This window comes from Leptolyngbya sp. FACHB-1624 (assembly GCF_047649235.1).
In the GTDB taxonomy this organism is placed as follows: domain Bacteria; phylum Cyanobacteriota; class Cyanobacteriia; order Leptolyngbyales; family Leptolyngbyaceae; genus Leptolyngbya; species Leptolyngbya boryana.
Genome location: NZ_CP180258.1, coordinates 3,875,545 through 3,899,654, shown reverse-complemented (window position 1 = coordinate 3,899,654; position 24,110 = coordinate 3,875,545). Strand labels below are relative to the sequence as shown.

General features: G+C 47.4%; 17 protein-coding genes. 7 read left to right on the top strand and 10 right to left on the bottom strand.

The annotated features are described in order from the left end of the window. Nucleotides 1-248: 248 nt before the first annotated feature. The 3 genes from ACMUEV_RS18335 (at nucleotide 249) to ACMUEV_RS18325 (ending at nucleotide 5,657) form a co-directional block, all read left to right on the top strand. Nucleotides 249-1,721, top strand: a complete 1,473-nt coding sequence (locus ACMUEV_RS18335; protein WP_017287640.1) for a TldD/PmbA family protein — start codon at nucleotides 249-251, stop codon at nucleotides 1,719-1,721. Nucleotides 1,722-1,883: 162 nt separating this feature from the next. Next, a complete protein-coding gene (locus ACMUEV_RS18330) occupies nucleotides 1,884-3,224 on the top strand; it encodes a TldD/PmbA family protein (RefSeq protein WP_017287641.1) in 1,341 nt (446 codons plus the stop codon). A gap of 300 nt (nucleotides 3,225-3,524) precedes the next feature. Then, nucleotides 3,525-5,657: a TonB-dependent receptor plug domain-containing protein gene (locus tag ACMUEV_RS18325; RefSeq protein ID WP_190652198.1), complete on the top strand. Its 2,133-nt coding sequence runs from the start codon at nucleotides 3,525-3,527 to the stop codon at nucleotides 5,655-5,657. A 55-nt stretch (nucleotides 5,658-5,712) separates the two neighbouring features. Here the strand turns inward: ACMUEV_RS18325 and gltD are convergent, their stop codons facing one another. Further along, nucleotides 5,713-7,191 (bottom strand): glutamate synthase small subunit, encoded by a 1,479-nt coding sequence (gene gltD / locus ACMUEV_RS18320; protein ID WP_190652199.1) that lies wholly within the window; start codon nucleotides 7,189-7,191, stop codon nucleotides 5,713-5,715. A 54-nt stretch (nucleotides 7,192-7,245) separates the two neighbouring features. Then, on the bottom strand, nucleotides 7,246-11,832 hold the full coding sequence (gltB, locus tag ACMUEV_RS18315) for a glutamate synthase large subunit (RefSeq protein ID WP_190652200.1): 4,587 nt from the start codon (nucleotides 11,830-11,832) through the stop codon (nucleotides 7,246-7,248). Between the two features lie 373 nt (nucleotides 11,833-12,205). Here gltB and ACMUEV_RS18310 point away from each other — a divergent pair, with 373 nt between their 5' ends. The 3 genes from ACMUEV_RS18310 (at nucleotide 12,206) to ACMUEV_RS18300 (ending at nucleotide 14,024) form a co-directional block, all read left to right on the top strand. Beyond that, nucleotides 12,206-12,484: an NIL domain-containing protein gene (locus tag ACMUEV_RS18310; RefSeq protein WP_026148562.1), complete on the top strand. Its 279-nt coding sequence runs from the start codon at nucleotides 12,206-12,208 to the stop codon at nucleotides 12,482-12,484. Nucleotides 12,485-12,526: 42 nt separating this feature from the next. Beyond that, nucleotides 12,527-13,258, top strand: a complete 732-nt coding sequence (locus ACMUEV_RS18305; RefSeq protein WP_190652201.1) for an SDR family NAD(P)-dependent oxidoreductase — start codon at nucleotides 12,527-12,529, stop codon at nucleotides 13,256-13,258. 88 nt (nucleotides 13,259-13,346) lie between these two features. Then, nucleotides 13,347-14,024, top strand: a complete 678-nt coding sequence (locus tag ACMUEV_RS18300; protein ID WP_026148563.1) for a hypothetical protein — start codon at nucleotides 13,347-13,349, stop codon at nucleotides 14,022-14,024. On the opposite strand, the gene ACMUEV_RS18295 is transcribed toward ACMUEV_RS18300, so the two are convergent. Then, nucleotides 13,990-15,084, bottom strand: a complete 1,095-nt coding sequence (locus ACMUEV_RS18295; protein WP_190652202.1) for an ABC transporter ATP-binding protein — start codon at nucleotides 15,082-15,084, stop codon at nucleotides 13,990-13,992. The two genes, ACMUEV_RS18300 and ACMUEV_RS18295, sit on opposite strands and share 35 nt — an antisense overlap. Nucleotides 15,085-15,175: 91 nt before the next feature. On the opposite strand from ACMUEV_RS18295, the gene ACMUEV_RS18290 reads away from it, so the two are divergent. Then, nucleotides 15,176-16,828 (top strand): ABC transporter permease, encoded by a 1,653-nt coding sequence (locus ACMUEV_RS18290; protein WP_017287650.1) that lies wholly within the window; start codon nucleotides 15,176-15,178, stop codon nucleotides 16,826-16,828. Between the two features lie 108 nt (nucleotides 16,829-16,936). Here ACMUEV_RS18290 and ACMUEV_RS18285 read toward each other — a convergent pair whose 3' ends face one another. From ACMUEV_RS18285 to ACMUEV_RS18255, 7 genes are all read right to left on the bottom strand, one after another. Then, nucleotides 16,937-18,328, bottom strand: a complete 1,392-nt coding sequence (locus ACMUEV_RS18285; RefSeq protein WP_190652203.1) for a glycosyltransferase — start codon at nucleotides 18,326-18,328, stop codon at nucleotides 16,937-16,939. A gap of 378 nt (nucleotides 18,329-18,706) precedes the next feature. Further along, nucleotides 18,707-19,135 (bottom strand): FKBP-type peptidyl-prolyl cis-trans isomerase, encoded by a 429-nt coding sequence (locus tag ACMUEV_RS18280; protein WP_017287653.1) that lies wholly within the window; start codon nucleotides 19,133-19,135, stop codon nucleotides 18,707-18,709. Between the two features lie 63 nt (nucleotides 19,136-19,198). After that, nucleotides 19,199-20,365: an ABC transporter permease gene (locus ACMUEV_RS18275; RefSeq protein WP_017287654.1), complete on the bottom strand. Its 1,167-nt coding sequence runs from the start codon at nucleotides 20,363-20,365 to the stop codon at nucleotides 19,199-19,201. 20 nt (nucleotides 20,366-20,385) lie between these two features. After that, nucleotides 20,386-21,531, bottom strand: coding sequence for an AI-2E family transporter (locus tag ACMUEV_RS18270; protein ID WP_190652204.1), 1,146 nt, complete (start codon nucleotides 21,529-21,531; stop codon nucleotides 20,386-20,388). 95 nt (nucleotides 21,532-21,626) lie between these two features. Beyond that, entirely contained in the window at nucleotides 21,627-22,472 is an 846-nt protein-coding gene (locus ACMUEV_RS18265) for an Npun_R2479 family HD domain-containing metalloprotein (protein WP_017287656.1), read from the bottom strand. 107 nt (nucleotides 22,473-22,579) lie between these two features. Further along, a complete protein-coding gene (locus ACMUEV_RS18260; RefSeq protein ID WP_017287657.1) occupies nucleotides 22,580-22,903 on the bottom strand; it encodes a hypothetical protein in 324 nt (107 codons plus the stop codon). Between the two features lie 104 nt (nucleotides 22,904-23,007). Beyond that, nucleotides 23,008-23,967: an orange carotenoid-binding protein gene (locus ACMUEV_RS18255; protein ID WP_017287658.1), complete on the bottom strand. Its 960-nt coding sequence runs from the start codon at nucleotides 23,965-23,967 to the stop codon at nucleotides 23,008-23,010. Between the last annotated feature and the right edge of the window lie 143 nt (nucleotides 23,968-24,110).

Genomic DNA, 24,110 nt, shown 5'->3' with positions numbered 1-24,110 from the left:
TTTCAGCAGTCTCACCGAAACTTCAGGCAGATCAGCAGAAGAAGTTGATTAAGATTCCGTGAAGATGGGCAAAATCTCGCATTCATTGCCCTCTACGGCTTTGAGTCGAGACTACTGAACTCCGTAGAAACGCACATCTAACAGAAGAAAGATCTTATAGGTACGGACTCCCCCAAATCACACATGTCTCTAAAGCAGAATCGCTTCGCTACAATAAACGAAAACGAACCCTGCGCGAGGCTTGCTTGATGCAATCACCGACTCTTTTAATTTCTAAAGAGCTACCTAGCTTGACTTATACTTATGCTCCCGATCGATTTGATGAATCATGGGAAGCTCCGTTGTCGATTCTGCTTGGACTCGGACGGGCAGCGGGGGCAGATTTTATTGAATTTTTCTTAGAGCGCGTCAACTACATTAGCTGCATGGCAGAAGATGATGCGATTACGAGCATTGCGCCTCGATTGGCAACAGGGGCAGGCGTGCGGGTGTTTCGAGGCAAGGCAGACTGTTACGTTTCGACGAATGATTTGTCGTTTAACGGGCTGAAGGCTGCCTTGGAAAAAGGTTTATCGATTATGGGCTTGCATTTGCCCGCACCCAATTCGTTTGTGCCTGAAATTCACTTAGAAATTCTGCGCGATTACGCCACCAAGAAAGGCAAAGAAGCTTGGCTCGGGCAGTCTAGTTCGATGCGGGAAATGGGCGATGTCTTATTGGCAGCGAATGGAGCGCTTTCTCAGAAGGCGAGTCACATTCAGTCGCGCCGCGCCGTGTATTTCCGCGACTGGCAAGAAGTGTTAGTAGCGGCAAGTGATGGAACTTTTGCGCGCGATATTCGCTTGACGCAATCCGTCGGATATAGCTTGCTCTGTGCAGACGGCACGAATCGATCGTCGATCAGTAAGCGGGTTGGCGGAACGAGCGCACCGGATTTTCTCAGAACGTGGAATTACGCGCATGACGCAGAAGAAGTGGCAGAATCGGCGGCGAAAATGCTGTATGCCGATTATGTCGAATCGGGAACTTACCCGATCGTCATGGCAAACGAGTTTGGTGGGGTAATTTTCCACGAAGCTTGTGGTCACTTGCTCGAAACAACGCAGATTGAGCGTAAGACGACTCCGTTTGCCGAGAAGAAAGGCGAGAAAATCGCGCACGAAAATCTCACGGCATGGGATGAAGGGATTACCTCGGATGCTTTTGGCACGATCGATATGGATGACGAGGGAATGCCTGCTCAACGCACTTTGCTGATTGAAAATGGCATTTTGAAGAATTTCATCTCTGATCGCGCGGGCTTTATGAGAACCGGACATCCGAGAACGGGAAGTGGTCGTCGTCAAGGGTATACCTTTGCAGCAGCAAGCCGGATGCGGAATACGTATATTGCTCCCGGTGAGTATGAGATCGATGACTTGTTCGCGTCGATCGAGAAAGGGATCTATTGCAAAAAAATGGGCGGCGGCAGTGTCGGTGCGACCGGACAATTTAACTTTGCCGTAGATGAAGCTTATCTGATTGAAAACGGGAAAGTGACGAAGCCATTGAAGGGCGCGACCTTAATCGGGGAAGCAACTGAGATTATGGATAAGATCTCGATGTGTTCCAAGGATTTGGGGCTGGCAGCAGGATTCTGTGGATCGGTCAGTGGCAGCGTTTATGTCACGGTTGGACAGCCGCATTTGAAGGTGGATTCGATTACGGTTGGCGGACGATAGTTCGAGGTTTGTTGGTTTCGTTGCAGTAGGATCGCTGTTTGTTCAATCCTTTAGGTTTGGGGACGTTGAAGACCTTCAGGGATGTTCAGGGGTGAAACTGCTGACAACGAAGCGGAAACCATCGAATTCTCGTAAAGTGAGACATCTTGGAGCAAAGAGAATATGGCGAAAGTTCAGGAAATTGCGGCAGCAGCACAGAATGCTGCTCAGAAACTTGGGATTGAGAAGTTTGATATTTTTGGATCTGCGATCGACGAAACGAGTGTGCAAGTCGATCAGGGTGAACCCCAACAAATGAAGGCGTCTCAGCGCTCAGGTGTAACGGTACGAGTGTGGAATGAAGACAATAGCGTTGGCGTAACTTCAACCACCGATGTTGATCCGATTGGATTAGAACTCGCACTCAAAACGGCGAAAGAAGCGAGTTACTTTGGCGTGAAAGAGAATGCGCCAGATTTTAGCCCAGAAGCAACTTCAGCGATCGCTGAAGTCAAGCAAGAACATCTTCCGCAAGCTGCGGTTTCACAGTTACTAGAGACTCTGATTCAGGCAGAAAAACAACTCTTAGCAGCACATCCTGCGATTGTTGGTGTTCCTTACAACGGATTAGCTCAGCGAGATATCGATCGTTTTTATCTCAACAGTCAGGGTGCTTTACGGCATGAGGCACATTCTTATGCGTCAGTTTACTTGTACACCAAGACGGAAGAAGAAGGAAGAAAGCCTCGCAGTGCAGGCGCATTTCGGGTCAGTCCTGGTGTTGAAAAGCTCGACATTGAAGGCTGTTTGAAGGAAGCAGCCGAGAAAACCATCAGTCATCTGAACTACGACAAAGTCAAGACGGGAAAATACCGGGTTGTCTTTTCGCCGGAAGCGTTTCTAGGTCTGATTGGTGCGTTTTCTAATATGTTCAATGCTCAAAGCATTTTGGATAAGCAGAGCCTTTCGACTGAGGAATCTTTGGGAAGCACGATCGCATCTCCGTTGTTGTGTTTAGATGACAACGTGCTGCATCCAGACAACATTGGTGCGGAAGCATTTGATGGAGAAGGGACTCCCACTCGTCCAGTTTCTTTGATCAAAAACGGTGTGCTTTCTAGCTTCTTGCATAGTGCTGGAACGGCGAAACGCATGAATGTACAACCGACTGGACATGCCAACATGGGTGCGAAGGTCACGGTGAGTCCTCACTTTTTCCATGTGTATGCAGGAGAACCTGCGGCACAGGAATACAGTTTGGACGATGCAGACAACGTTATTTTGATCGATGATTTGAGCGCGCTTCATGCAGGTGTGCAGGCGCTGCAAGGCTCATTCTCGCTGCCTTTTGATGGGTGGTTGATTGAGAATGGCAAGCGCACAAGTATTGAATCGGCAACCGTTGCAGGTGACATTCGAGAAGTGTTGAAGTCGATTATCTATGTGGAGAAAGAAACGGAATTCACTGGCTCAGGGGTTGCGCCTAGAGTTTGGGTAGACGAACTCTCGATTACAGGAGAGTAAAGTGAAGTCTCGCGAACGGAGCCTTGGCGAATAGATTTCGCAGCAATAGGACAAAGCATGTCGTCGTGCAGGAATAGCTATACAAAGGGAACGAGCCAGCAATGACTGGCTCGTTCCCTTTGTAGTCTAGGCCAATCAGTCCAAGCTAATCAGCAAGCAATTGTTGTGATCAATTTTTAAGACTAAGACGCTCTGTCTTTTGACAGCAGACTGGAAAAACCTCTATACAGATGATTGTCAGTGCCGCTTAAGTTCAAAGCCTGAAAGGCTGCTTAACTATGGCTTAGTCTCATAATTCTAATGAAACTCTCTTTATTTGGCATCGCGTTTCTCTCTAGCGCGGCATGGATTTGTGTGTTTACGCAATCAAGCTATGGTGCAGAAGCATCAGCTAAACCGAATCTGATTCCGTCTGCTATACCTCCTGATCAGTCTTTACCTGATACAGCAAGTTTAACCCCTGCTCATCTTCAAGACTTCCAAAAGCCGCTTACAGAGGCTCGTTTACTTCAATCAAACTCTGCAACGGTGAGCTTAGAGCGCAAGGCAACAGACATTGCACAACAAGAAGAACCTCTAGACTCGTTACCAGAAGAAGAAATTGTTGGGGTTGAGAAGCTACGAAAGCCAACTTCAACTCCGGTATATACGATCGAAGCGGATGAAATTCGTCGTGAGAGTGCAGATAGTTTAGCTGAGATCCTGCGGGGATTGCCTGGATTCGCAGTTAATGATGTCGGCTTTGGTGCAGATATTCACACTGGAACCTTTTATCGTGGGGCTTCGATCAATCAATCTGTATTCTTGCTCAACGGTAGACCGATCGGCACAAACGTCAATACCTATCATGGTGGTACCGACTTAAACTCAATTCCCACAGGTGCGATCGAGCGAGTTGAGCTATCGAGTGGAACGGCTGCAACCCTTTACGGTTCTGAAGCAGTAGGTGGTGTCGTGAATGTCGTTACCAAGAAAGGAACTGGCATTCCGCAATTCAATGGCTTTGCTCAGTTGGGATCGTTTAGTTCCTCAAACTACCGAGGTAGCTATTCTGGTTCACTTGGAGCTGTTGACTATCTATTCAGCTATCAGCGTTTCAAAGCAGAGAATGATTATCGCGTTCCGGTTGGAGCCGCAAATCGGGGAGCAGATGGGCGATTGTTCAACGGGGATTCAACTCAAGATAATTACTATGGCAATTTGAGTTTAGATCTCAACGATCGTAATTCGCTCAGTTTAGATGTCTCAACTGTTACGAGTCGGCGCGGTTTGTTGTACTTCGGATTTCCATTGCAGCGCGATCGCTTAGACCACGATACTGTAAATCTCGGGTTGACCTGGAAAGCACTTGTAGGGAATGGAGAAGGCTCCACGCTCAACACAACCTTGTCGTTTAATCAAGATTACTTTGGTACTTACGGGCCGACACAAGCGGTTTTCTTTCGACGCGGCATCCTGAACTCTCGCAGTTTAAATGCCAGAGTTGAACACGATTGGCAAACGAGCAAGACTAACAACCTACGTTGGGGCTTGGATCTACAAAATTCACAACTCAATGGAGAAGCTTTTAGTACACTGCCTCGGCTGGCTCAATTCAATGGGGAGTTCGATCGCGATCGCTTTCAAGCTGCTTTGTTTGCCTTGAATACTTGGCAGATTACCAATAATTTCCAAGCAGAATTTGGTCTGCGCCAAAACTTTACGAGTGAATTTGGAAGTTATCTTAATCCGAGTGTTGGAGCACGTTGGGCACTATCGCCCAATCTTTCAGTGCGGGGAAGTTGGATTTCTGTGCATCGCAATCCAGGACTGGATCAACTGTATGCGTTTGATACGGTGCATAATTGGTTGCCTAATCCAGATCTCAAGCCTGAAACTGGATCATCTTGGACAACTGGTTTTGATGTACAACTGGCTAAAAGTTTTACAGCACAGGTGACCTATTTTGGAAGTCGATTAAGCGATCGTATCTCAGTTCAGTCCGGGCAATGGGCGAATATTGGGGTAGTCAATACGAATGGTATTGAGGCAGCTTTGCGCTGGCAGGTTTCTTCGCAGTGGTCTACCTTCGCAAACTATACCTACACCGATGCAAAGATTGGTAGCGGTGTAGAACGAGGATTGCAATTAAGTACAGTTCCATTCTCAGTCGCGCGATTTGGCATTGGTTATGCCTCAAACGGATGGGAGGTGAATCTATATGCGAACTATTTCAGCGGTGCACGTCGTGCTTTATTTACGCTAGCAAGCGATAGTCCCCGCGACTTTTCACCCTCCTGGTTCAGCTTTGATCTAGGCTTGCGAATTCCAGTTACTCGTGGGCTTGGGCTAACTGTATTTCTCGAAAATCTTGCTGATCGCAGCTACGAAAAAGCCAATCGCATCTATCAACCTGGGTTGACTTATCGAGTTGGCCTGGTTTCAGATTTCTAGCTCTTAGTTGCTGTGCTGCCCGTGGTTTCTAATCACGGGCAAGACGATCAAGCAATTAGGGTAGATTGGTTTCGCCCATGAGATAGCGATCGCATTCTCTCGCCGCACCGCGACCTTCATTGAATGCCCAGACAACTAAACTTTGTCCCCGACGACAATCTCCGGCTGCAAACACTTTAGGAATACTGGTTGTGTATTTACCATATTCGGATTTGATGTTACTACGGGCATCGCGATCGAGTCCCATTGCATCGAGTAAAGGTTGCTCAGGGCCTAAGAATCCCATTGCTAGCAAGACTAACTGAGCTGGAATGATTTTCTCAGTGCCAGGAATTTGCTTGGGAATGAACTGTCCTTGTTCATTGCGTTCCCATTGCACCTCGACGGTGTGAACCGCTTTGACATTGCCCTGCTCATCACCTTCAAAGTGCGTTGCCGTTCTTAGATAAGCCCGAGGATCACCTCCGAATTTTGCGGCAGCTTCTTCTTGTCCGTAGTCCATTTTGTAGACTTTTGGATATTCAGGCCAAGGATTGTTGGGAGCGCGTTCTTCGGGCGGTTGCGGCAGGATTTCGAGTTGCACAAGACCATTACAGCCATGCCGAATCGAAGTGCCAACACAGTCTGTTCCGGTGTCCCCTCCACCAATGATCACAACATCTTTGCCTTGAGCTGTAATCGCTGGCTCTGTCTGGTCTAAAACAGCTTGAGTGTTCGCGGTGAGAAAGTCCATTGCGAAGTGAATGCCTTTGAGTTGGCGACCTTCGATCGGTAAATCACGTGGTTTCGTTGCACCTGTACAGAGCACAACTGCATCAAAATCTCTCAGCAAGTCTTCAGCAGGCAGGTCTTTTCCAATTTCAGTATTGCAAACGAATTTCACACCTTCGGCTTCAAGGATGTTTAATCGCCGCATCACGACTTCTTGTTTGTCGAGCTTCATGTTGGGGATGCCATACATCAGCAAGCCACCGGGACGATCGGCACGTTCAAACACAGTTACCCAATGTCCGACTTTGTTTAGTTGAGCTGCAGCAGAGAGTCCAGCAGGCCCAGATCCCACGATCGCAATTTTCTTACCTGTTCTTTTGGCAGGAGGTTCGGGCTTGATCCAGCCTTCGTTCCAACCTTTTTCTGCGATCGAGTATTCAATGTTCTTGATCGTGACGGGTGGATTGTGAATGCCGAGCACACATGACCCTTCGCAGGGAGCAGGACAGACCCGCCCGGTGAATTCGGGAAAATTGTTGGTTTTATGTAAGCGATCGAGCGCTTCTTTCCATAGTCCTCGATAGATCAAATCATTCCATTCAGGAATGAGATTATTAATCGGGCAGCCACTCGCCATGCCGCTGATTAAAGTCCCAGTATGGCAAAACGGAATGCCACAATCCATGCAGCGCGCGCCTTGGGTGCGAAGATTTTCCTCAGGCATTGAGAGATGGAATTCATCCCAATTGCGAATGCGATCGAGCGGAGCAAGTTCAGAAGGAAGTTCGCGCAGATATTCGATGAATCCAGTTGGTTTTCCCATAGATCAAGAATGTTTTTTAGGTAAAGGGTTTGAGAAGGTAGGGGGTGGGGAGATCTAGCTCCCTCCTACGCGGGCAACATCACGAGCATTTTCCTCAAATGCTGCTGTCAATGCATCGTCACCACTCAGACCTGACTCTTCAGCTCGTCTTAGTGCTTGCAGTACCCGCTTGTAATCTTTTGGCATGACCTTCACAAACTTCGATCGTGCTTGCTCCCAGTTTTCCAGGATGTCTTTTGCCTTGTGACTATGCGTGTAATTGGCGTGATTCTGGATCATCTGACGCACGATCGCAATGTCTTCGGGGTCTTCAAACGGCTCGATCGCAACCATCTGCATATTGCAACGGGTCGCAAAATCGCCAGCTTCATCGTAGATATAAGCCGCACCGCCACTCATCCCTGCGGCAAAGTTTCGTCCGGTTGCTCCGAGGACGACAACTGATCCACCAGTCATGTACTCACAACCATGATCGCCCACTCCTTCAACAACGGTATTTACTCCAGAGTTGCGAACACAGAATCTTTCTCCGGCAATGCCATTGATATAGACTTCGCCTTTAGTTGCTCCATACATCGCAACGTTGCCGATGATGATGTTCTCAGATGGATCAAACGAAGAAACCGACGGAGGATAAACAATCAACTTCCCGCCACTCAATCCCTTTCCGAGATAGTCATTGGCATCGCCTTCTAGTTCGAGCGTCACTCCTTTCGGCACAAATGCTCCAAAGCTCTGCCCCGCACTTCCTTGGAAATGGAGGTGAACGGTATCTTCCGGCAAGCCATTCCAATGTCGTTTGGTAATCTCGTTGCCAAGAATTGTTCCGACCACGCGATTGACATTCCGAATTGGTAGTGTTGCTTTAACGGGTTTGCCTTCTTCGATCGCATCTTTACAGAGATCGACTAGCACAGTTAAATCCAGCGACTTGTCTAAACCATGATCCTGTGGAATCTGGCAATGTAAGCCAACAGACGGATCAACATCAGGCTGATACAGGATCTTCGAGAAATCTAGACCTTTTGCTTTCCAATGTTCGACGGCTTGTTTTGCTTCTAAGATATCTGTCCGACCGACCATCTCATTTAAAGTACGGAAACCAAGCTGTGCCATAATTTCTCGAACTTCTTGAGCAATGAACTTCATAAAGTTCACTGTGTTGTCCGGATCGCCGATAAAGCTCGCGCGCAATTGAGGATCTTGAGTCGCAATCCCAACTGGACAAGTGTTGAGATGGCAAACGCGCATCATAATGCAGCCCAATGTGACGAGCGGAGCAGTTGCAAAGCCGAATTCTTCAGCACCCAGCAACGCTGCCATCACCACATCACGTCCAGTTTTCATTTGTCCGTCAGCTTCGACAACAATGCGCGATCGCAAATTGTTTAACACTAACGTTTGATGAGTTTCAGCGAGTCCCAATTCCCAAGGTAAACCTGCATGTTTGATCGAAGTTTGGGGAGATGCGCCCGTTCCGCCATCGTAACCAGAGATCAAAACGACATCAGCATGAGCTTTGGAAACACCTGCTGCAATCGTTCCGACTCCCACTTCCGAAACGAGTTTGACACTGATGCGTGCGTCTCGGTTGGCGTTTTTCAAGTCGTGGATTAGTTCAGCTAAATCCTCGATCGAGTAAATGTCATGGTGCGGTGGTGGCGAAATCAAGCCGACTCCCGGAGTCGAATGTCGAACTTTCGCAATCCAAGGATACACTTTGCGTCCTGGAAGCTGTCCGCCTTCTCCAGGCTTTGCACCTTGAGCCATTTTGATTTGAATTTCTCTCGCCTGAGACAGGTAGAGACTGGTTACTCCAAACCGACCGGAAGCAACTTGCTTGATGGCGCTATTCTTAGAATCGCCTTGTTCATTGCTCCAAGTGTAACGATCTGGATCTTCGCCGCCCTCACCCGTATTGGATTTACCGCCGATGCGGTTCATGGCGATCGCTAACGCCTCATGAGCTTCTTTCGAGATCGATCCATAGCTCATTGCCCCAGTTTTGAAGCGTTTCATAATGGCTTCAATCGGTTCAACTTCTTCGAGTGGAATCGGTTGACGAGGCTTAAATTGCAACATGCCGCGCAGTGTAAAATGCTGCTGATTTTGCTCGTTGACTAACGCAGCATATTGCTTGAATAGCTCGTAATTTCCTTCTCGAACTGCTCTTTGCAGCGTGTGAATCGTTTGCGGGCTGAAAAGGTGAGCTTCCCCTTCTTTACGCCATTGATATTCACCGCCGACTCCCAAAGTTTGTCCACTGGGTTGACGCTCTGAGAACGCTTGATGATGACGAAGCACTGCCTCTTGGGTAATGACTTCGAGATCCACGCCTTCAATCCGAGAAGCAGTCCAGGTAAAGTAACGATCGACGACCGAACGGTTTAAGCCAACTGCTTCAAAGATCTGTGCGCCGCGATAGCTCTGAATGGTTGAAATACCAATCTTCGACGCAACTTTGATCACGCCTTTGGTTGCTGATTTGATGTAGTTCTTGCAAGCTGTTGCATACTCTAGATTCGGGAGTAAGCCTTGAGCAATCATCGATTCGATTGTCTCAAACGCTAAGTAAGGATTGATTGCGCCGCAACCATATCCAATCAGCATGGCAAAGTGATGTACTTCACGCGGTTCGCCCGATTCGAGTACTAAGCCAACTCTGGTTCTCGCACCCGTGCGGATCAAATGATGATGCACGCCAGCGACAGCAAGTAAGGCAGGAATGGGAGCATTTTCGGCATCTACACTGCGATCGCTCAGAATGATGAGATTGATTCCAGCTTCAATTGCTTGGTCGGCTTGAGTACAGAGATTGTCGATCGCGCTTTCTAAGCCTGTTACACCGGATTTGGGATCAAATACGATCGCAATTGTCGTCGATTTGAAACCTTGCTCATCGACCTGTTTGAGTTTTGCTAATTCCTCATTGCTGAGAATTGGACTTTTTAGCTCAATCAAATGACAGCTTTCTGGCACAGGTTTGAGCAGGTTTTTCTCAGCACCAATCGTGGTTTCGGCTGAGGTGATAATCTCTTCTCGAATGGAATCGATCGGCGGATTGGTCACCTGAGCGAATAGCTGTTTGAAGTAGTCATAGAGTAGCTTGGGTCGATCAGAGAGAACAGCTAAAGGTGTATCTGCACCCATTGCTCCCACAGCTTCAACGCCATCTCGCGCCATCGGAGTGATTAGCAAGCGCAACTCTTCAAACGTATAGCCAAATGCTAACTGACGCTGAAGCACAGTATTGAGATCAGACGAAGACGGAGGTGCATCTTTGAGATCAGCAAGGCTGACCATATGTTGATCAATCCAGTCTTGATATGGCTCAGCACTGGCAATTTGGTGCTTGATTTCTTCATCCGCTACAATCCGACCTTGTTCCATATCGACGAGGAACATTCTTCCCGGCTGCAACCGACCTTTTTGAGCAATCCGCTCAGGCTCGATCGGTAAAACTCCGGCTTCAGATGCCATGATCACCAAATCATCTTTGGTGACATAGTACCGAGACGGACGCAAGCCATTGCGATCGAGAACAGCTCCCATCATTCGACCGTCCGTAAATGCGATCGAAGCTGGCCCATCCCAAGGTTCCATCAAGCAAGAATGGTACTTATAAAATGCCTTGCGCTCAGGACTCATCGACTCATGGGCTGTCCAAGGTTCCGGGATCATCATCATCACGGCATGAGGCAGCGATCGACCGGATAGTGTCAGCAATTCCAAAGCATTATCAAAAATCGTGGAATCACTTCCGTCAATGTTAATAACAGGCTGTGCTTTTCTTAAATCGTCGCCAAATAAATCAGATTCAAACAAAGATTGCCGAGCGTGCATCCAGTTGATGTTGCCGCGCAGGGTATTAATTTCGCCATTGTGAGCGATATAGCGGTAAGGATGCGATCGCTCCCAACTCGGGAAGGTATTGGTACTAAAGCGAGAATGCACTAATCCCAAAGCACTTTGCAAATCGGGATCGCTCAAGTCAGGATAGTACTCTTTCACCTGCAAAGGCATCAACATGCCTTTATAAACCAAGGTGCGGCAAGAAAGACTAGCCGGATACCAGAACGGATCAATCCCAGTTTGGCGAATGGCACTATGCGATCGCTTCCGAATCACATACAGCTTCCGCTCAAATGCTAAATCATCTGCTAAATCCGCCGAGCGTTGAATAAAGACTTGCTGCATAAAGGGTTCACTGGCTTTTGCCGTTTCCCCTAAGGTCGAATTGTCAGTTGGAACGTCTCGCCAGCCGAGAACTTTTTGTCCTTCCTCTGCCACGACTTGCTCAAATATCCGCCGCCCTGCTTCGCGCTGAGCACGATCGGGAGATGAATAAACCATCCCGACCCCGTACTGTCCAGCATCGGGCAAAGTAATGTTCAATGTCGCAGTCACTTTCTGAAAAAAGCCATGCGGAACCTGCATTAAAATGCCTGCCCCGTCTCCCGTGTTCGTCTCAGCTCCACATGCTCCCCGGTGCTCCAAATTCGCCAAAATCGTTAAGGCTTGCTGCACGATCGAGTGAGATGGTTGTCCTTTCATCTGCACAATGAACCCAACTCCACAGGCATCATGCTCGAACTGCGGATCATACAAACCTTGCTTCGCGGGCAGTCCGTATCTAGTCATTATCATTACCCTAACAGTGGCAGAGAGAGTGTTCACTAGAGCTTCAATGAAGATATCTCTAGTACTTTTGAAATTCTCTAATACACTTCCGAGATCCCCTTCAGGTCTTAATAAAGATCTCAGATCTGTATCTCCAGAGCTTTCAATTCAGGATCTTCTATCTTGCGGCAGGTTGAATTTCTAGGGTTTAAAGTTGATAAAAATCAACAATTTTCCGGCAAATCTTGCGGCTTTGTAACATGATTCAACATCTTGCAGCGAATTTTCTGTCGAGAAAGTGCTAATTCGCTGGCATCAAACTCTTTCGCTTCCATATAAAAATAATATACAATAAGTCGATAGGCTTACCGTACTTTAATAATTTAGGAGAAAAATGATGTCTACGAGTACGAACATTGACCGGACGACTGAGCAGCGCATCCGCATCCGCATTCCCCGGCACTACCATCAAGAGCCTGTGATTTCGCAACTCGTCTCGCAGTATCAGTTAACAATCAATATTGCTGCGGCGATTTTGGGCGCGAATGCGAGTGGAGACGGCTGGTTTGATCTCGTTCTAAAGGGACATCACACCAATATTCAAGCGGCTTTGAGTTACTTGGATGAGTTGGATTTGGAGGTTTGGCAGGGCGAGGAGTCAGACGGGTGGTAAGCGCCGCGTTATACTCAATGTAAAGTTTTGTAAAAACAACTGATGATGAGTAAGGCAGCGCTAGTTGTAGGGGCGAGTCAAGGAATTGGGCTGGAATTTGCCCGACAATTGCTCGATCGAGTGGATCGGGTTTATGCGACTTATCGCAGTCCTGATTGCGATCTTTTTCAGCTTGATTCGCCTTCTCTAGAGCGGCTGCAACTTGATCTCACTGATGAGGCTCAAATCGAACGTACGATCACCAAAATTAAGTCGGAAACGTCTGAATTGCACTACATCATCAACTGTGTGGGTGTATTGCACGATGGAGCGATGCAACCAGAGAAAAGCCTGCGACATCTCAATGGGGATCAGCTTCTCAAGTATTTTCAAATTAATAGTATTGGCGCGGTCTTGTTAGCCAAGCATGTGCAGCCGTTGTTGAAGCATCGCGATCGCTCCGTTTTGGCGACGATTTCGGCAAAAGTTGGCAGCATTGGAGACAATCAGCTTGGGGGCTGGTATGGTTACCGGGCTTCTAAAGCAGCGTTGAATATGTTCATGCGAACGACTGCCCTTGAATATAAGCGGACTTGTCCGAATGCAATTGTGGTGAACCTGCATCCAGGGACAACGGATACAAGACTATCTAAGCCGTTTCAGAAGTCTGTGCCGCCAGAGAAATTATTTTCGGTCGATCGTACCGTTCGGCAACTGCTCGACGTGATTGATCAACTGGAAAATCATCAGGGTGGCGAGTTTTTCTCCTGGGATGGGACACAGATCCCTTGGTAAAGTTTTTCAGCCTCAACCTGGAGAGTGGTGTGATTTAGGTGAATCCTAAATTAGACCTACTTGTCTATTAAGAGGTTGAGGAAAAGCAATGAATCCGAATAAAGCTAGGGTGTTAATCTCGTTGGCATTGATGGTCGCAGGAGGTGTGGGCGCTTTAGTCGCACTGAATCAATCGCCGTCTGACATATCATCTTTTCAGACTCCGCCTGCACAACCTGAACCCGTGGTTGTGCAAAAAGTTGCTCAAAAACCGATTCAGCAAGCTCCGCAGCAAAGTCGATCGCAAGAAATTGCCACTCAGCTTGATCAATCGATGGCCGGACAATTTTTGAAGCAACTGTCGGGTCAAGCGGATGCGAAAGTAGAAGCATCCAAAAGCGCGATCGGGAATTTTATCAAGCAGAAAACTGACGAGCAGCGGCAGTACGTGAAGCAAATCGTGATCGATGCTTTAGAAGAAACGGTTTCAGGTGAAGTCAAAAAACAGACTGAATCGCTCAAAGCTGAATTCAAAGGCGTTCAACTCACCCCAGATCAGTCGGCTCAAATCCAGCAAGCTCGACGTGAAATGCAGGCGGAAATCGTCAAAGAACTGCAAGCCAATCCAGAATTGCTGAAACAGATCCAAACGGGCAAAGTCGATCAAACTTTATCGCAGCCGTTGAAAGACTATAGCCAGGTTGTGACCACTGTTTTAACTCCGCAACAGCGAGCACAATGGCGCAAGAATTTCAATGCGCTGCACTCTCAAGCTGTGAATCCCTAGTCGGTTCAAACAATCGCACCCCAGATAAATTCACTTTGACGCGCACTCGTGTGCCAATGTCTAACGCAGGCTTCATAGCGCTCAGGACTTTCAGGCGAGTCCCTGAGCTAGTTTGAATACAGTATCGATGCTCACGCCCTAAAAATTGACGATCGACAATCACAATCGATCCCGCTGGAGCAGGTTCTAACTTAATGTCTTGCTGTCGAATCATCACATCAGCTTGATGGGCAAATTCTCCAGAATCTTCCACCATTAATGTTCCGATCGCAGTTTTCCAACCTGTACCACTATAAGTCGCAGGTAAGAAATTTCCTTGAGTCACAAATTCTGCAACGAACCGGGTTGCAGGCTCGTCGTAAAGCGTCTCAGGAGTTGCTAACTGTTCTAATTTGCCTTGATTCATCACGGCAACTCGATCCGAAATGGACAACGCTTCTTCTTGATCGTGCGTGACAAAAATTGCAGTTGTTCCAGTGGTTTTGAGAATGGTGCGAATTTCTTGTCGGAGATGCGATCGCACTTGCACATCCAAGTTACTCAACGGCTCATCGAGCAGAATCAAAGCAGGCTGAGGCGCTAATGCTCGCGCTAATGCAACTCTTTGCTGTTGTCCACCGGAGAGTTCGTGCGGATAGCGTTTTTCTAACCCCGATAAGCCGACTTGCGCGATCGCAGCCGAGACCATTTCTTTTGCCTGCTGAGCGGGATAACCCGATCGCTTGCGTCGAGATTTTTTTAAGCCAAATCCCACATTTTCTGCCACATTCAAATGCGGAAACAGCGCATAGTCCTGAAAGACCATGCCAATATCTCGCTGTTCAGGAGCTTGCCAGTATTTCCCACCTGCAACTTGCTGACCTGACAATTCGATGGTTCCAGATTCAGGTCGCTCAAATCCTGCAATCAGTCTCAATAATGTAGTCTTTCCACAGCCCGATGCCCCCAGTAGGCTTAATAACTCACCTCTTCGCAGCTTTAGCGAAACGGCATCTACAACAGGCGTAGCGGAAAATCGCTTTGAAACCTGGTCTAATTGCAAAATGATCGAGTCAAGCATTAGAGTTCTTATAGCGGCAAACTTATTGAGACTAATCATCAACAATTTTGAAGCCCTAGTAAAGTAGTTTTACAAGATTTCTTGAGAGCATATGCAAATTTCGCGGGCGAGAGAGACTCGACGTTCTAGATTGAGTGCATGGACGATCGTTGTAATTGCGATCGCAGTTTTAATTGCATTCCCAATCTTTGCTGTATTGAGCGGATTATTTGCAGATGCCAGATCAGTTTGGCAACATCTCGCAAGCACAGTTCTGACCACTTACATCACGAATTCGCTCTATTTAATGCTTGCGGTGGCGCTAGGTGTCACGATCATTGGAACGGGCACAGCTTGGCTGGTGACGATGTGCCGATTTCCAGGAAGTAGAATTTTAACTTGGGCATTGCTGTTGCCGCTGGCTGCTCCAGCTTATATTTTGGCGTATACCTATACGGATTTGCTCGAATACTTCGGGATTGTGCAAACGACGTTGCGATCGTGGTTTGGCTGGAAAACGGCACAAGAGTATTGGTTTCCGAATGTGCGATCGCTTTGGGGTGCAGCAGTGATGCTGATTTTGGTGCTGTATCCCTATGTCTATTTGTTAGCGCGATCGGCGTTTTTATCTCAGTCTGTCTGTACTTTAGAAGCCAGTCGTAGCTTAGGCTGTAGCCCGTGGCAGAGTTTTAGAAAAGTGGCTTTACCCTTGGCACGTCCCGCGATCGTAGCAGGGTTATCTTTAGCACTGATGGAAACTTTAAATGACTATGCAACCGTTCAGTTTTTTGAGGTCAGCACATTCACGACTGGAATCTATCGCACTTGGTTTGGTATGGGCGAACGGCTTGCAGCAACTCAATTAGCTGCATTTTTATTGATATTTATTTTTGTCTTGATCTGGTTAGAACAACTTTCAAGAGGACGAGTCCAGTACTATCAATCTTCCAATTCATCGCCTGTTCAGAAATATCAGCTTCGGGGCATACGTGCGATCGTCGCGATTGTATTTTGTATCATTCCTCTATTCCTCGGCTTTTTGATTCCGGCAGGTGTGCTGCTCAATATGACGTTAGAAAATTGGGAAGATGCTTTTGATCAGAGATTTTGGGGCTTTGCAACGAATAGTTTAACTGTGTCCGGGATTGCAGCCTTGGTTGCGATCGTAGTGGGAATTATCTTGGCGTATGGGTTGCGTTTAGATCGCTCCCTGATGATGCGAGGGGCGACTTACATTGCTTCAATGGGTTACGCTATCCCCGGTTCTGTGATTGCTGTTGGGATTTTAGTTCCGTTGGGATTGTTTGATAATGCGATCGATGGCTGGATGCGATCGACGTTCAATTATTCAACGGGCTTATTGCTGAGTGGAACGATGTTTGCGCTGGTGTTTGCTTATTTAGTTCGATTTCTTGCCTTGTCGTTTAACAGTATCGATGCGAGTTTGGCAAACATTAAACCGAGTTTGGATGATGCGTCTCGTAGTCTCGGATTTGGAGCGACGAATACTTTATTCCGAGTCCATGTGCCGCTGTTATGGAAGGGAGTTTTGGCAGCAGCAATTCTCGTTTTTGTCGATGTAATGAAAGAATTGTCTGCAACGCTGATCATTCGTCCGTTTAACTTTGACACGTTAGCAGTGCATGTGTTTAACCTTGCGTCTGATGAGCGACTCACGGAAGCTTCTGGATCAGCTTTAGCGATCGTACTGGTTGGCTTAATTCCCGTCATTCTTCTCAGTTGGCAAATGGAGCAGAAGCGCTAAGAAGATGAGTGAGAGCCGTATTGTTCCTCATCTCTCCCACTATGACTTTCAAACTAAAAAAGCTCCAAGCTTTCTAAAGACTTGGAGCTTTTCTAAGTCGAAATCTTGCTACTTCGCTTCCGGCAAAGCATCCGTCGATCGACGAGTCACAATCCATTCGGTATTACCAACAATGTGGTCATAAATTGCCGTAATCGCAATCACACTCTTAAACACACAGTAGAACGGAATAAAAAAGCAATAGATCAAGAAATCTCGTCCAGACTGCTTGATGGCATCAGTTCGTACAAGCCAAGCTGCCAAAGCTTGTAACGGACCACTTGCCAAAGTCAATGCTGTCATTGTCCAGATATATTCCGGTGCAATATCCGGTGCATTCTCTCCCGCTAAGGTCAGACTCAATGTAATTGGAAACGCTTGCAGGGCGACAAAATGGAATCCCGCACTGTAGACCAAAAGCAACGTCCAATAAAACTTTTGCCAGTTATCGAGTCTTAGCGATCGCGCAATCGTGCCTTGATATTTCAACGTCACTTCTAGCCAACCTTGTGCCCACCGCTTGCGCTGGAACCAGAACGATCGCACATCCACAGGCGCAAGTTCGGTCACTACGATCGTCGGATCATGGACGATATTATGTCCGCTCAACAGGGTTCTAAAACTCGCATCGATGTCTTCAGTCAACATCTTCGACGAGAAGCCAATCTTCTTTAGTACCTCAGTCCGCCAATATCCGTTTGCCCCACAGAACACGCCTGTATCAACTAAAAGTGACTTCGCCGGATGACTCACCCCATAAATACACTCAAACTCCACCGCAATCATGCGCGTCATGAAGTTCACATCCTGGTTGCGAATCACATTTCGCCCTTGTACCGCGCTGTAGCGATAATTCGATAACCAACGCCAAGCGCGAGTAAAGCTGTCTGGATTCGGGTGATGGTCTGCGTCCAAGATTCCAGTCACTTCGCCCGTGACGATTTCTAAGGCTGCATTAATGTTTTGCGCTTTCGATCGACTGCCTTCAACACAGAGCAATTTCAACTCCGGATGTTCTTCTGCCATCCGTTCTAATCGATCTTCGACAGGTAAGCGTTCTGGGCGGTTGTACGCCAGAATCACTTCTAATCCCCCTTCCGGGCGTTCCATCGTGCTGAGAATGTGATCTAGCGTATTGGTAATAATATGCTGCTCATTGGGCAAATAGGCTGCAACAATCAGCGAACACTTGGGAACCGCGCCCGGCGATCTCAACAGCGGATAGAGCGGTTGAGTTCTCGGCGATCGCATAAAGCGCTGCACCATCCCGAACTTCGGCATCTTGGCGGGGCGACCGCGACGATATGTAATTGCCGTCGAAACTGCCTCACCGATCACAACGATCGACGTAACAAAATACAAAATCGGAATCAAAACATGGAGAAACGACAAATTCCAACCATTCTCCAGAATGTAGTAGTAGAGCACCGTTGGTAGCCCAATTACCACAAAATGGGTCAAAAGAATTTTGTCCAGAATCGGACCGAAGAGGTTAACCGGTTTGTGCAGCAGTCCCTTACGCATAACAGTTTTTTAACAACCTAAAAGGGTTCTTCATAGATAGAAACCATGTGTTACAAGAAGTTGTCAAATCCTGAAACCGCCAATTCTGAGAAGAAGTCGCGGAAAGCCTTACTGCTTGCACCCTTCGGCAAATTAGGTAATATGGCTCAGGATTCAAACGATCCTGGTTTAGATTTCTCTCAGACACGGACTAATCCGGATCACAAGAAAACTTCACATGTTTTCGCTTGGATTACGGAATTTTGACAAATAAAAAGGTCTTGTGAACATAAACTTTTGCCCACAAGACCTTTTTTCGACAACTGATTAGTTTTATTAACCAATTTCGACTAGTTGTATATCAAATGTTAAATCTTCTCCAGCGAGCGGATGATTTGCATCCAGGGTGACATCAGCATCAGATACGTCCGTAATTACGACTGGAATCGATTGTCCAGTTGGCTGTCGAATTTCCAACTGTTGTCCGACCTCTGGCTGTAGGTCTGGCGGCATTTGAGCACGCTCAACGACTAAAACCATGGCTTCTTGATAAGCGCCGTACGCTTGATCTGCCGGAATGATTTCCGTTTTGGAATCGCCTGGACTCATCCCCATCACTGCATTCTCAAATCCAGGAATAACATTCCCTGCGCCCAACGTGAATTCTAGCGGATCAGCGTTGACAGAAGAGTCAAACACTGTTCCATCGTCGAGTTTTCCCGTGTAGTGAACTCGAACTGTATCGCCTAATTTTGCTTGTGCCATTTGAAAGTTTCTATTAGCGTTTCCTCAGTCTAAAGGGTTTTCCAATTTTGATCACCCCTTTTTCTACCGCTGCAAACTGCGCGGATCGAGCGCATCCCGCAAGCCATCGCCGAGTAGGTTAAACGCCAAAACCGTCAACACGATCAAAATAGCGGGAGGCCACACTAACCAGGGTTGCAGGACCAGAATCGAGGCATTCGTGGCGAGCGACAACATATTTCCCCAAGAGGGATCGGGCTGCTGAATGCCAAGCCCAATCAAGCTCAGAACCGATTCTGCAATGATAAAACTGGGGACTTGCAACGTCGCTGAAATAATCACATAGGTTGCGGTCTGAGGTAAAACGTGTCGAGTGATGATGTAGAGTGACTTTCCACCCATGGCGCGTGAGGCTTGAACAAACTCTCGTTCTTTGATCGATAACACTTGCCCCCGAATCACCCGTGCTAATCCTGCCCAACTGATAAACGAGGTAATAAAGACGATCAGTAGAAATCGCTGCGCGCTACTTAAGCCCGGTGGAAGGACTGCGGCTAATGCAACAAGTAAGTAGATGCTTGGGATCGTCATCAACACTTCTACAATCCGCATCAGCACCGCATCGACCCAACCTCCGACATAGCCTGAAATGCCACCAACGAGCATCCCGATCGGGAAAGACAACGCGATCCCGACGAGTCCAATACTGAGACTAATCCGACCACCGTAAAGGAGCCGACTAAACAGGTCGCGCGCTTGCTCATCAGTTCCCAGAAGATTAAATTTGCCCTCCCCTGCCGTGCCAAACAGATGCAGATTGCCTGGAATTCCAGAAAAAAGTTCGATTTCTTCAAACTTGGGATCGCTGAGTGAGAAGTTCGTTGGTAACGGTAAGCGAATTTGGAACAATCGATACGGTTCGCCTTGTACGAAGAGTCTGAGTGGTGAAGGCTTTGATCGATCAACTTGCAATTCGCGATCGCCCGTATTCACATCAATGGGACCTTGAGTGGTTGGGTAAACATGGGGTCCAATGAATTGATTATTTTGATCCGTCCAATAAATCTGAGTGGGCGGTAACAATGCGCCATCCGTTTGTGGTTTACAGGCTCCACTGGTAATGGAAGCCGTATCACAGGGGCTATAAGGAGCAACGAATTCTGCCGCAATCACGGCAACATAGAATAACGCTAGTAAGATTGCTCCAAACTTAGCTAACGGATTGCGTTTGAGCTTTTGCCACCAGTCCATAGGTCAGAAGAAATAAAGGATTAATGCGAATCTTTGACGATCACAGTAACATTCGGTTCGATATCGGGATCAACCGAAAGCATGGGTTCCAGAATACTATTTTCCACAGCTTCCGAGAAAATTGATCCAGCTTGCGGCGGGAGGTCAGGATTCATCAGGATTTCGACGATCGTTTTCACGACACTGGTCAAGGGAATTGCCAGAATCACGCCTAATAGTCCTGCTACTCTAGCACCCACTAGCAAAGACGTGAGAATAATCACGGGACTCAATCCTGTCAGCCCGCCCAAAATCCGAGGCGCGATCGCATTATCTTTGACCTGCTGAATCGCGATCGCGGTTCCTAATACTTCGATCGCCATCCACCAATCAATAAATGCCACTAAAATCCCAACCGTGGCAATTCCTAGCGATGCCCCAATAAATGGGATCACTTCCATCACCCCAATAAACACCGCAAACACGAGAAAGAATGGAACTTTTAACCACCAGAACGCCAATGAAAGCGCGATCGCCATAAACAGCCCTAACAGCAATTGTCCTGAGGCAAATCGCTGCAAACTATCCCGCATCGAATTCGTTAAACTCTCCTGAATCGGCTGAGAAAAAATGCCTGTGATCCCGCCCCAAATCTTCGCTCCGTCTAGGACTAAATAGAACGAGATCACCAAAATTAGGATCAGATCCAAAACCCAATTAAAGGTGTTCAGAACCAATCCGATTCCGGTTGATGCGATCGTTTTTGCTTGCCCTTGTAATTGAACCGAGAGTTGTTGTTCTAAAAACGAGAGATCAAATCCCAAATGCCGAGACTCTCCCCAAGTTTGAAAGTCTTCGAGTTGCTGCTGTCCCGATGCAATCAGATTTGGCAGATTTGCGGTTAGTTGCTGGGTCTGTTGAATAATAGGCGGCGCGATCGTTACAGCAACTACCGTTAAAATCAACCCTGCAAATAGATAAACCACTCCAGCTGCTAACGCCTTGGGCATGAATTTTCTCAATCTTGCCACCGGATAATTGAGCAAGAAGGCGATTAATCCTGCTGTGACGAGTACACTAATTAACTCTCCAAAGTAAGTGAGTGCATTGAGCGTCAGCCACCCCGAGACGAGAATTAACAGCCAGGTGATGAGAAATTGTTGAATCGGAGAGAAAAAACGATCCATACGGCAAACAGCGCGATCGAGTACTCCTCAATTTTGCCGTTAATCGAGTCATTCCGCTGTTCAATTCAACGAGACAGCCTTTTTCCTCAACGATTTTATGTGCAATATTCGTCGGACGGTTCATGCTCGACGACAAACACGTTTGAGTAGAGATTGGCAACGATTTGCTTGCCTTGTTGAGTTAAGGAGAGATAGTAGAGCGCCTGTTTGACATAGGGATAAACACCCTGCCAATAGAATTTTGGATAATTTTTTCGCAGATCTCCTGGATGGCGATAGCCTAAAGCTTTGTTCACCCCAGTTTCCTCGAATTCGTAATAGAGTGCGCTGATTTTCTTCAGATAACGCGGATCGCTGAGTTGTCCAATCAGATCAGAAGCGCGCACCAGTCCTGGATAATTGCTCGTGTCTTGATGGTCTTCAGCCGCAGGAACGGGGAAGCGGGTCAGTTCAATATTACGTTTGACCACTTCGACATCGATGAGTTTATGACCACCAAATCGTTCGTCAATGAAGAGTTTAGCGCGATCGACATGATACGGAGTCATGGCGGCATCAGATGAGCCAGGCGGTACTGAAACCATCGCGCCATCACGACCTGTGGCATATAGCCCGGTCTTATCTTGGCGGCAAACGCCTCGGACATACCCGATATCGTGGCAAACGAGCGAAACAATAAAGTGCAGCCAGTCCTCACACGACACCCCGCCGTCTCGAATATGCCGTCCTCGTAAGATCTCTTGACCCACCAGGGTGACTAAAATCGAATGTTCAACGTTGTGATAGAGCGCGTCACTGTTGGCAATATTTTCCATCGCCATCGACCCAACCCAACCAATAATGTCTTCGTAATCTGATTTCCAGCCGCCATAGGTTCGGTGATAGCCTTCTTTCAGTTGGCGAACAAAGTCATCAATGAGAAGTTCTGTGGCGTTAAACATGTTGGGGCGAATTTAGATAGAGGAACCCTCTTAGGTTTCCCGCCCAACTTTATAAAGTAAAGATAGGGCTTAATCTAATCTTTCAATTCAAGATAAGCCCTAAAAAATCAGCCCATTCTGACCAAGGCTGAAATTTTGGCAAGTTTATCGGCTGCCAATCCTTTGAGTTCATTGAGATCCAACCACTTTTCGCGGACGAGTTGGGCAAACACAAAAATCAAAACCGAGTCACGATAGTCATATTTCCCGTCGATTTCGTGCCGTCTGGCGCTCAAAAAATCGTGGAATTGCCACAGATCGCTGACTTCTGAGACCTGATTGGCTCGTTCAGCAACGTCTTGCATGAGCGCCTGAATCTCTCGTTGATACGCTCGATCGAATGCGGATCGAGAAATCTCTTGTTCGGTCTGAGTCCAATGAATTTCGCTCACTTGCTTCGTTTACTCACATCACAGTCTGCCAATATACAAATGAATGGACGCTCCTAAGATTCAGAACATCCATTCTTTGAGAATTTACGATCGCAAATTTATGCTTATCGCATTAGATTTAAAAGTTCTTTCGGCGAAGCGAGCAGGTCGATCGCAACAAAGAAAATTTTACCTTCAGGATTGAGCAGGAATCTCCACGCCATATTCATCCCAACTGCTGCACCAAACCAAGGTGTTTGAACTTTTCCAGTGACTTTGATTTGGGTATAGCCATCTTCTGCGGGTTCAGAAACGCCGCGTTCGGGCATCAAGTTGAGGTTCTGGCATTCTTCACGAAAGAAGCGCATCACTCCTTCTTTTCCAACGATCGGTTTTTGGAAAGGAGCTTGCAGTGCGCCATCTTCACTAAAGAGTTGGATCAGCGCATCGAAATCGTTGGCGTTCATGTTGTTCATGTACTGCGTCACGGTCTGATTGTCGATACCTTCAATCTTGACTTGAGTACGCTGAGCTTCTGCTTTTGGAGCGACGACGGGTTCAGAAACTCGGTTGTAGCTGCCCAGTTTATTGACGTCGTAGCCCATGTTGACGACTGAATTACGCAACACAGTAATTTGCTGACCTTGATCTAGACCTCTCAAGGATTGCAGCACCGCAGAAGCGTTGGCAGATAAGGTGTATCCGGTTGGAATGGGGGCGACGATGCCTTGCTCCATCCATTGTCCAAGCTGATACCAGAAACCAAGTTTGATGTTTGCCGACCAGGTGGAGTAGGTACGGCAAATCGGCGTGTCGGCATTGTTTGCTAAGTCACACATGACCTGAGTTTGCTCAGAAAACGGCATTCTCTTGATTTGCGCTAGGGTCGATTCTGCAAATTGCATGCTTGCAGCGCCGGGAGCCGCGATCGTGATCGTCTTGCCCATTTCGAGGAAGGCAAACCATGTCCAGGCGAGCTGGTCTTCTGCACTCAATTGATTGAATCGAGCAGTGAGGGCAGGTACAGCATCGGCTGCGAGAGTGTTGGGGAAAATACTACGCGCTGAGTCAATCGTAATCGCCATAAGAATACCTGCAATATTGGAGTGAATTCAGTGGGAAGTGTCACTCAGAACACTTGGGTCGCTCTGTTTCCTCACTAACCATTAGTCTACATCAAAGTTAACAATTCTCTTTATATTTATTTACATTTTTCTAATCTGGCGAA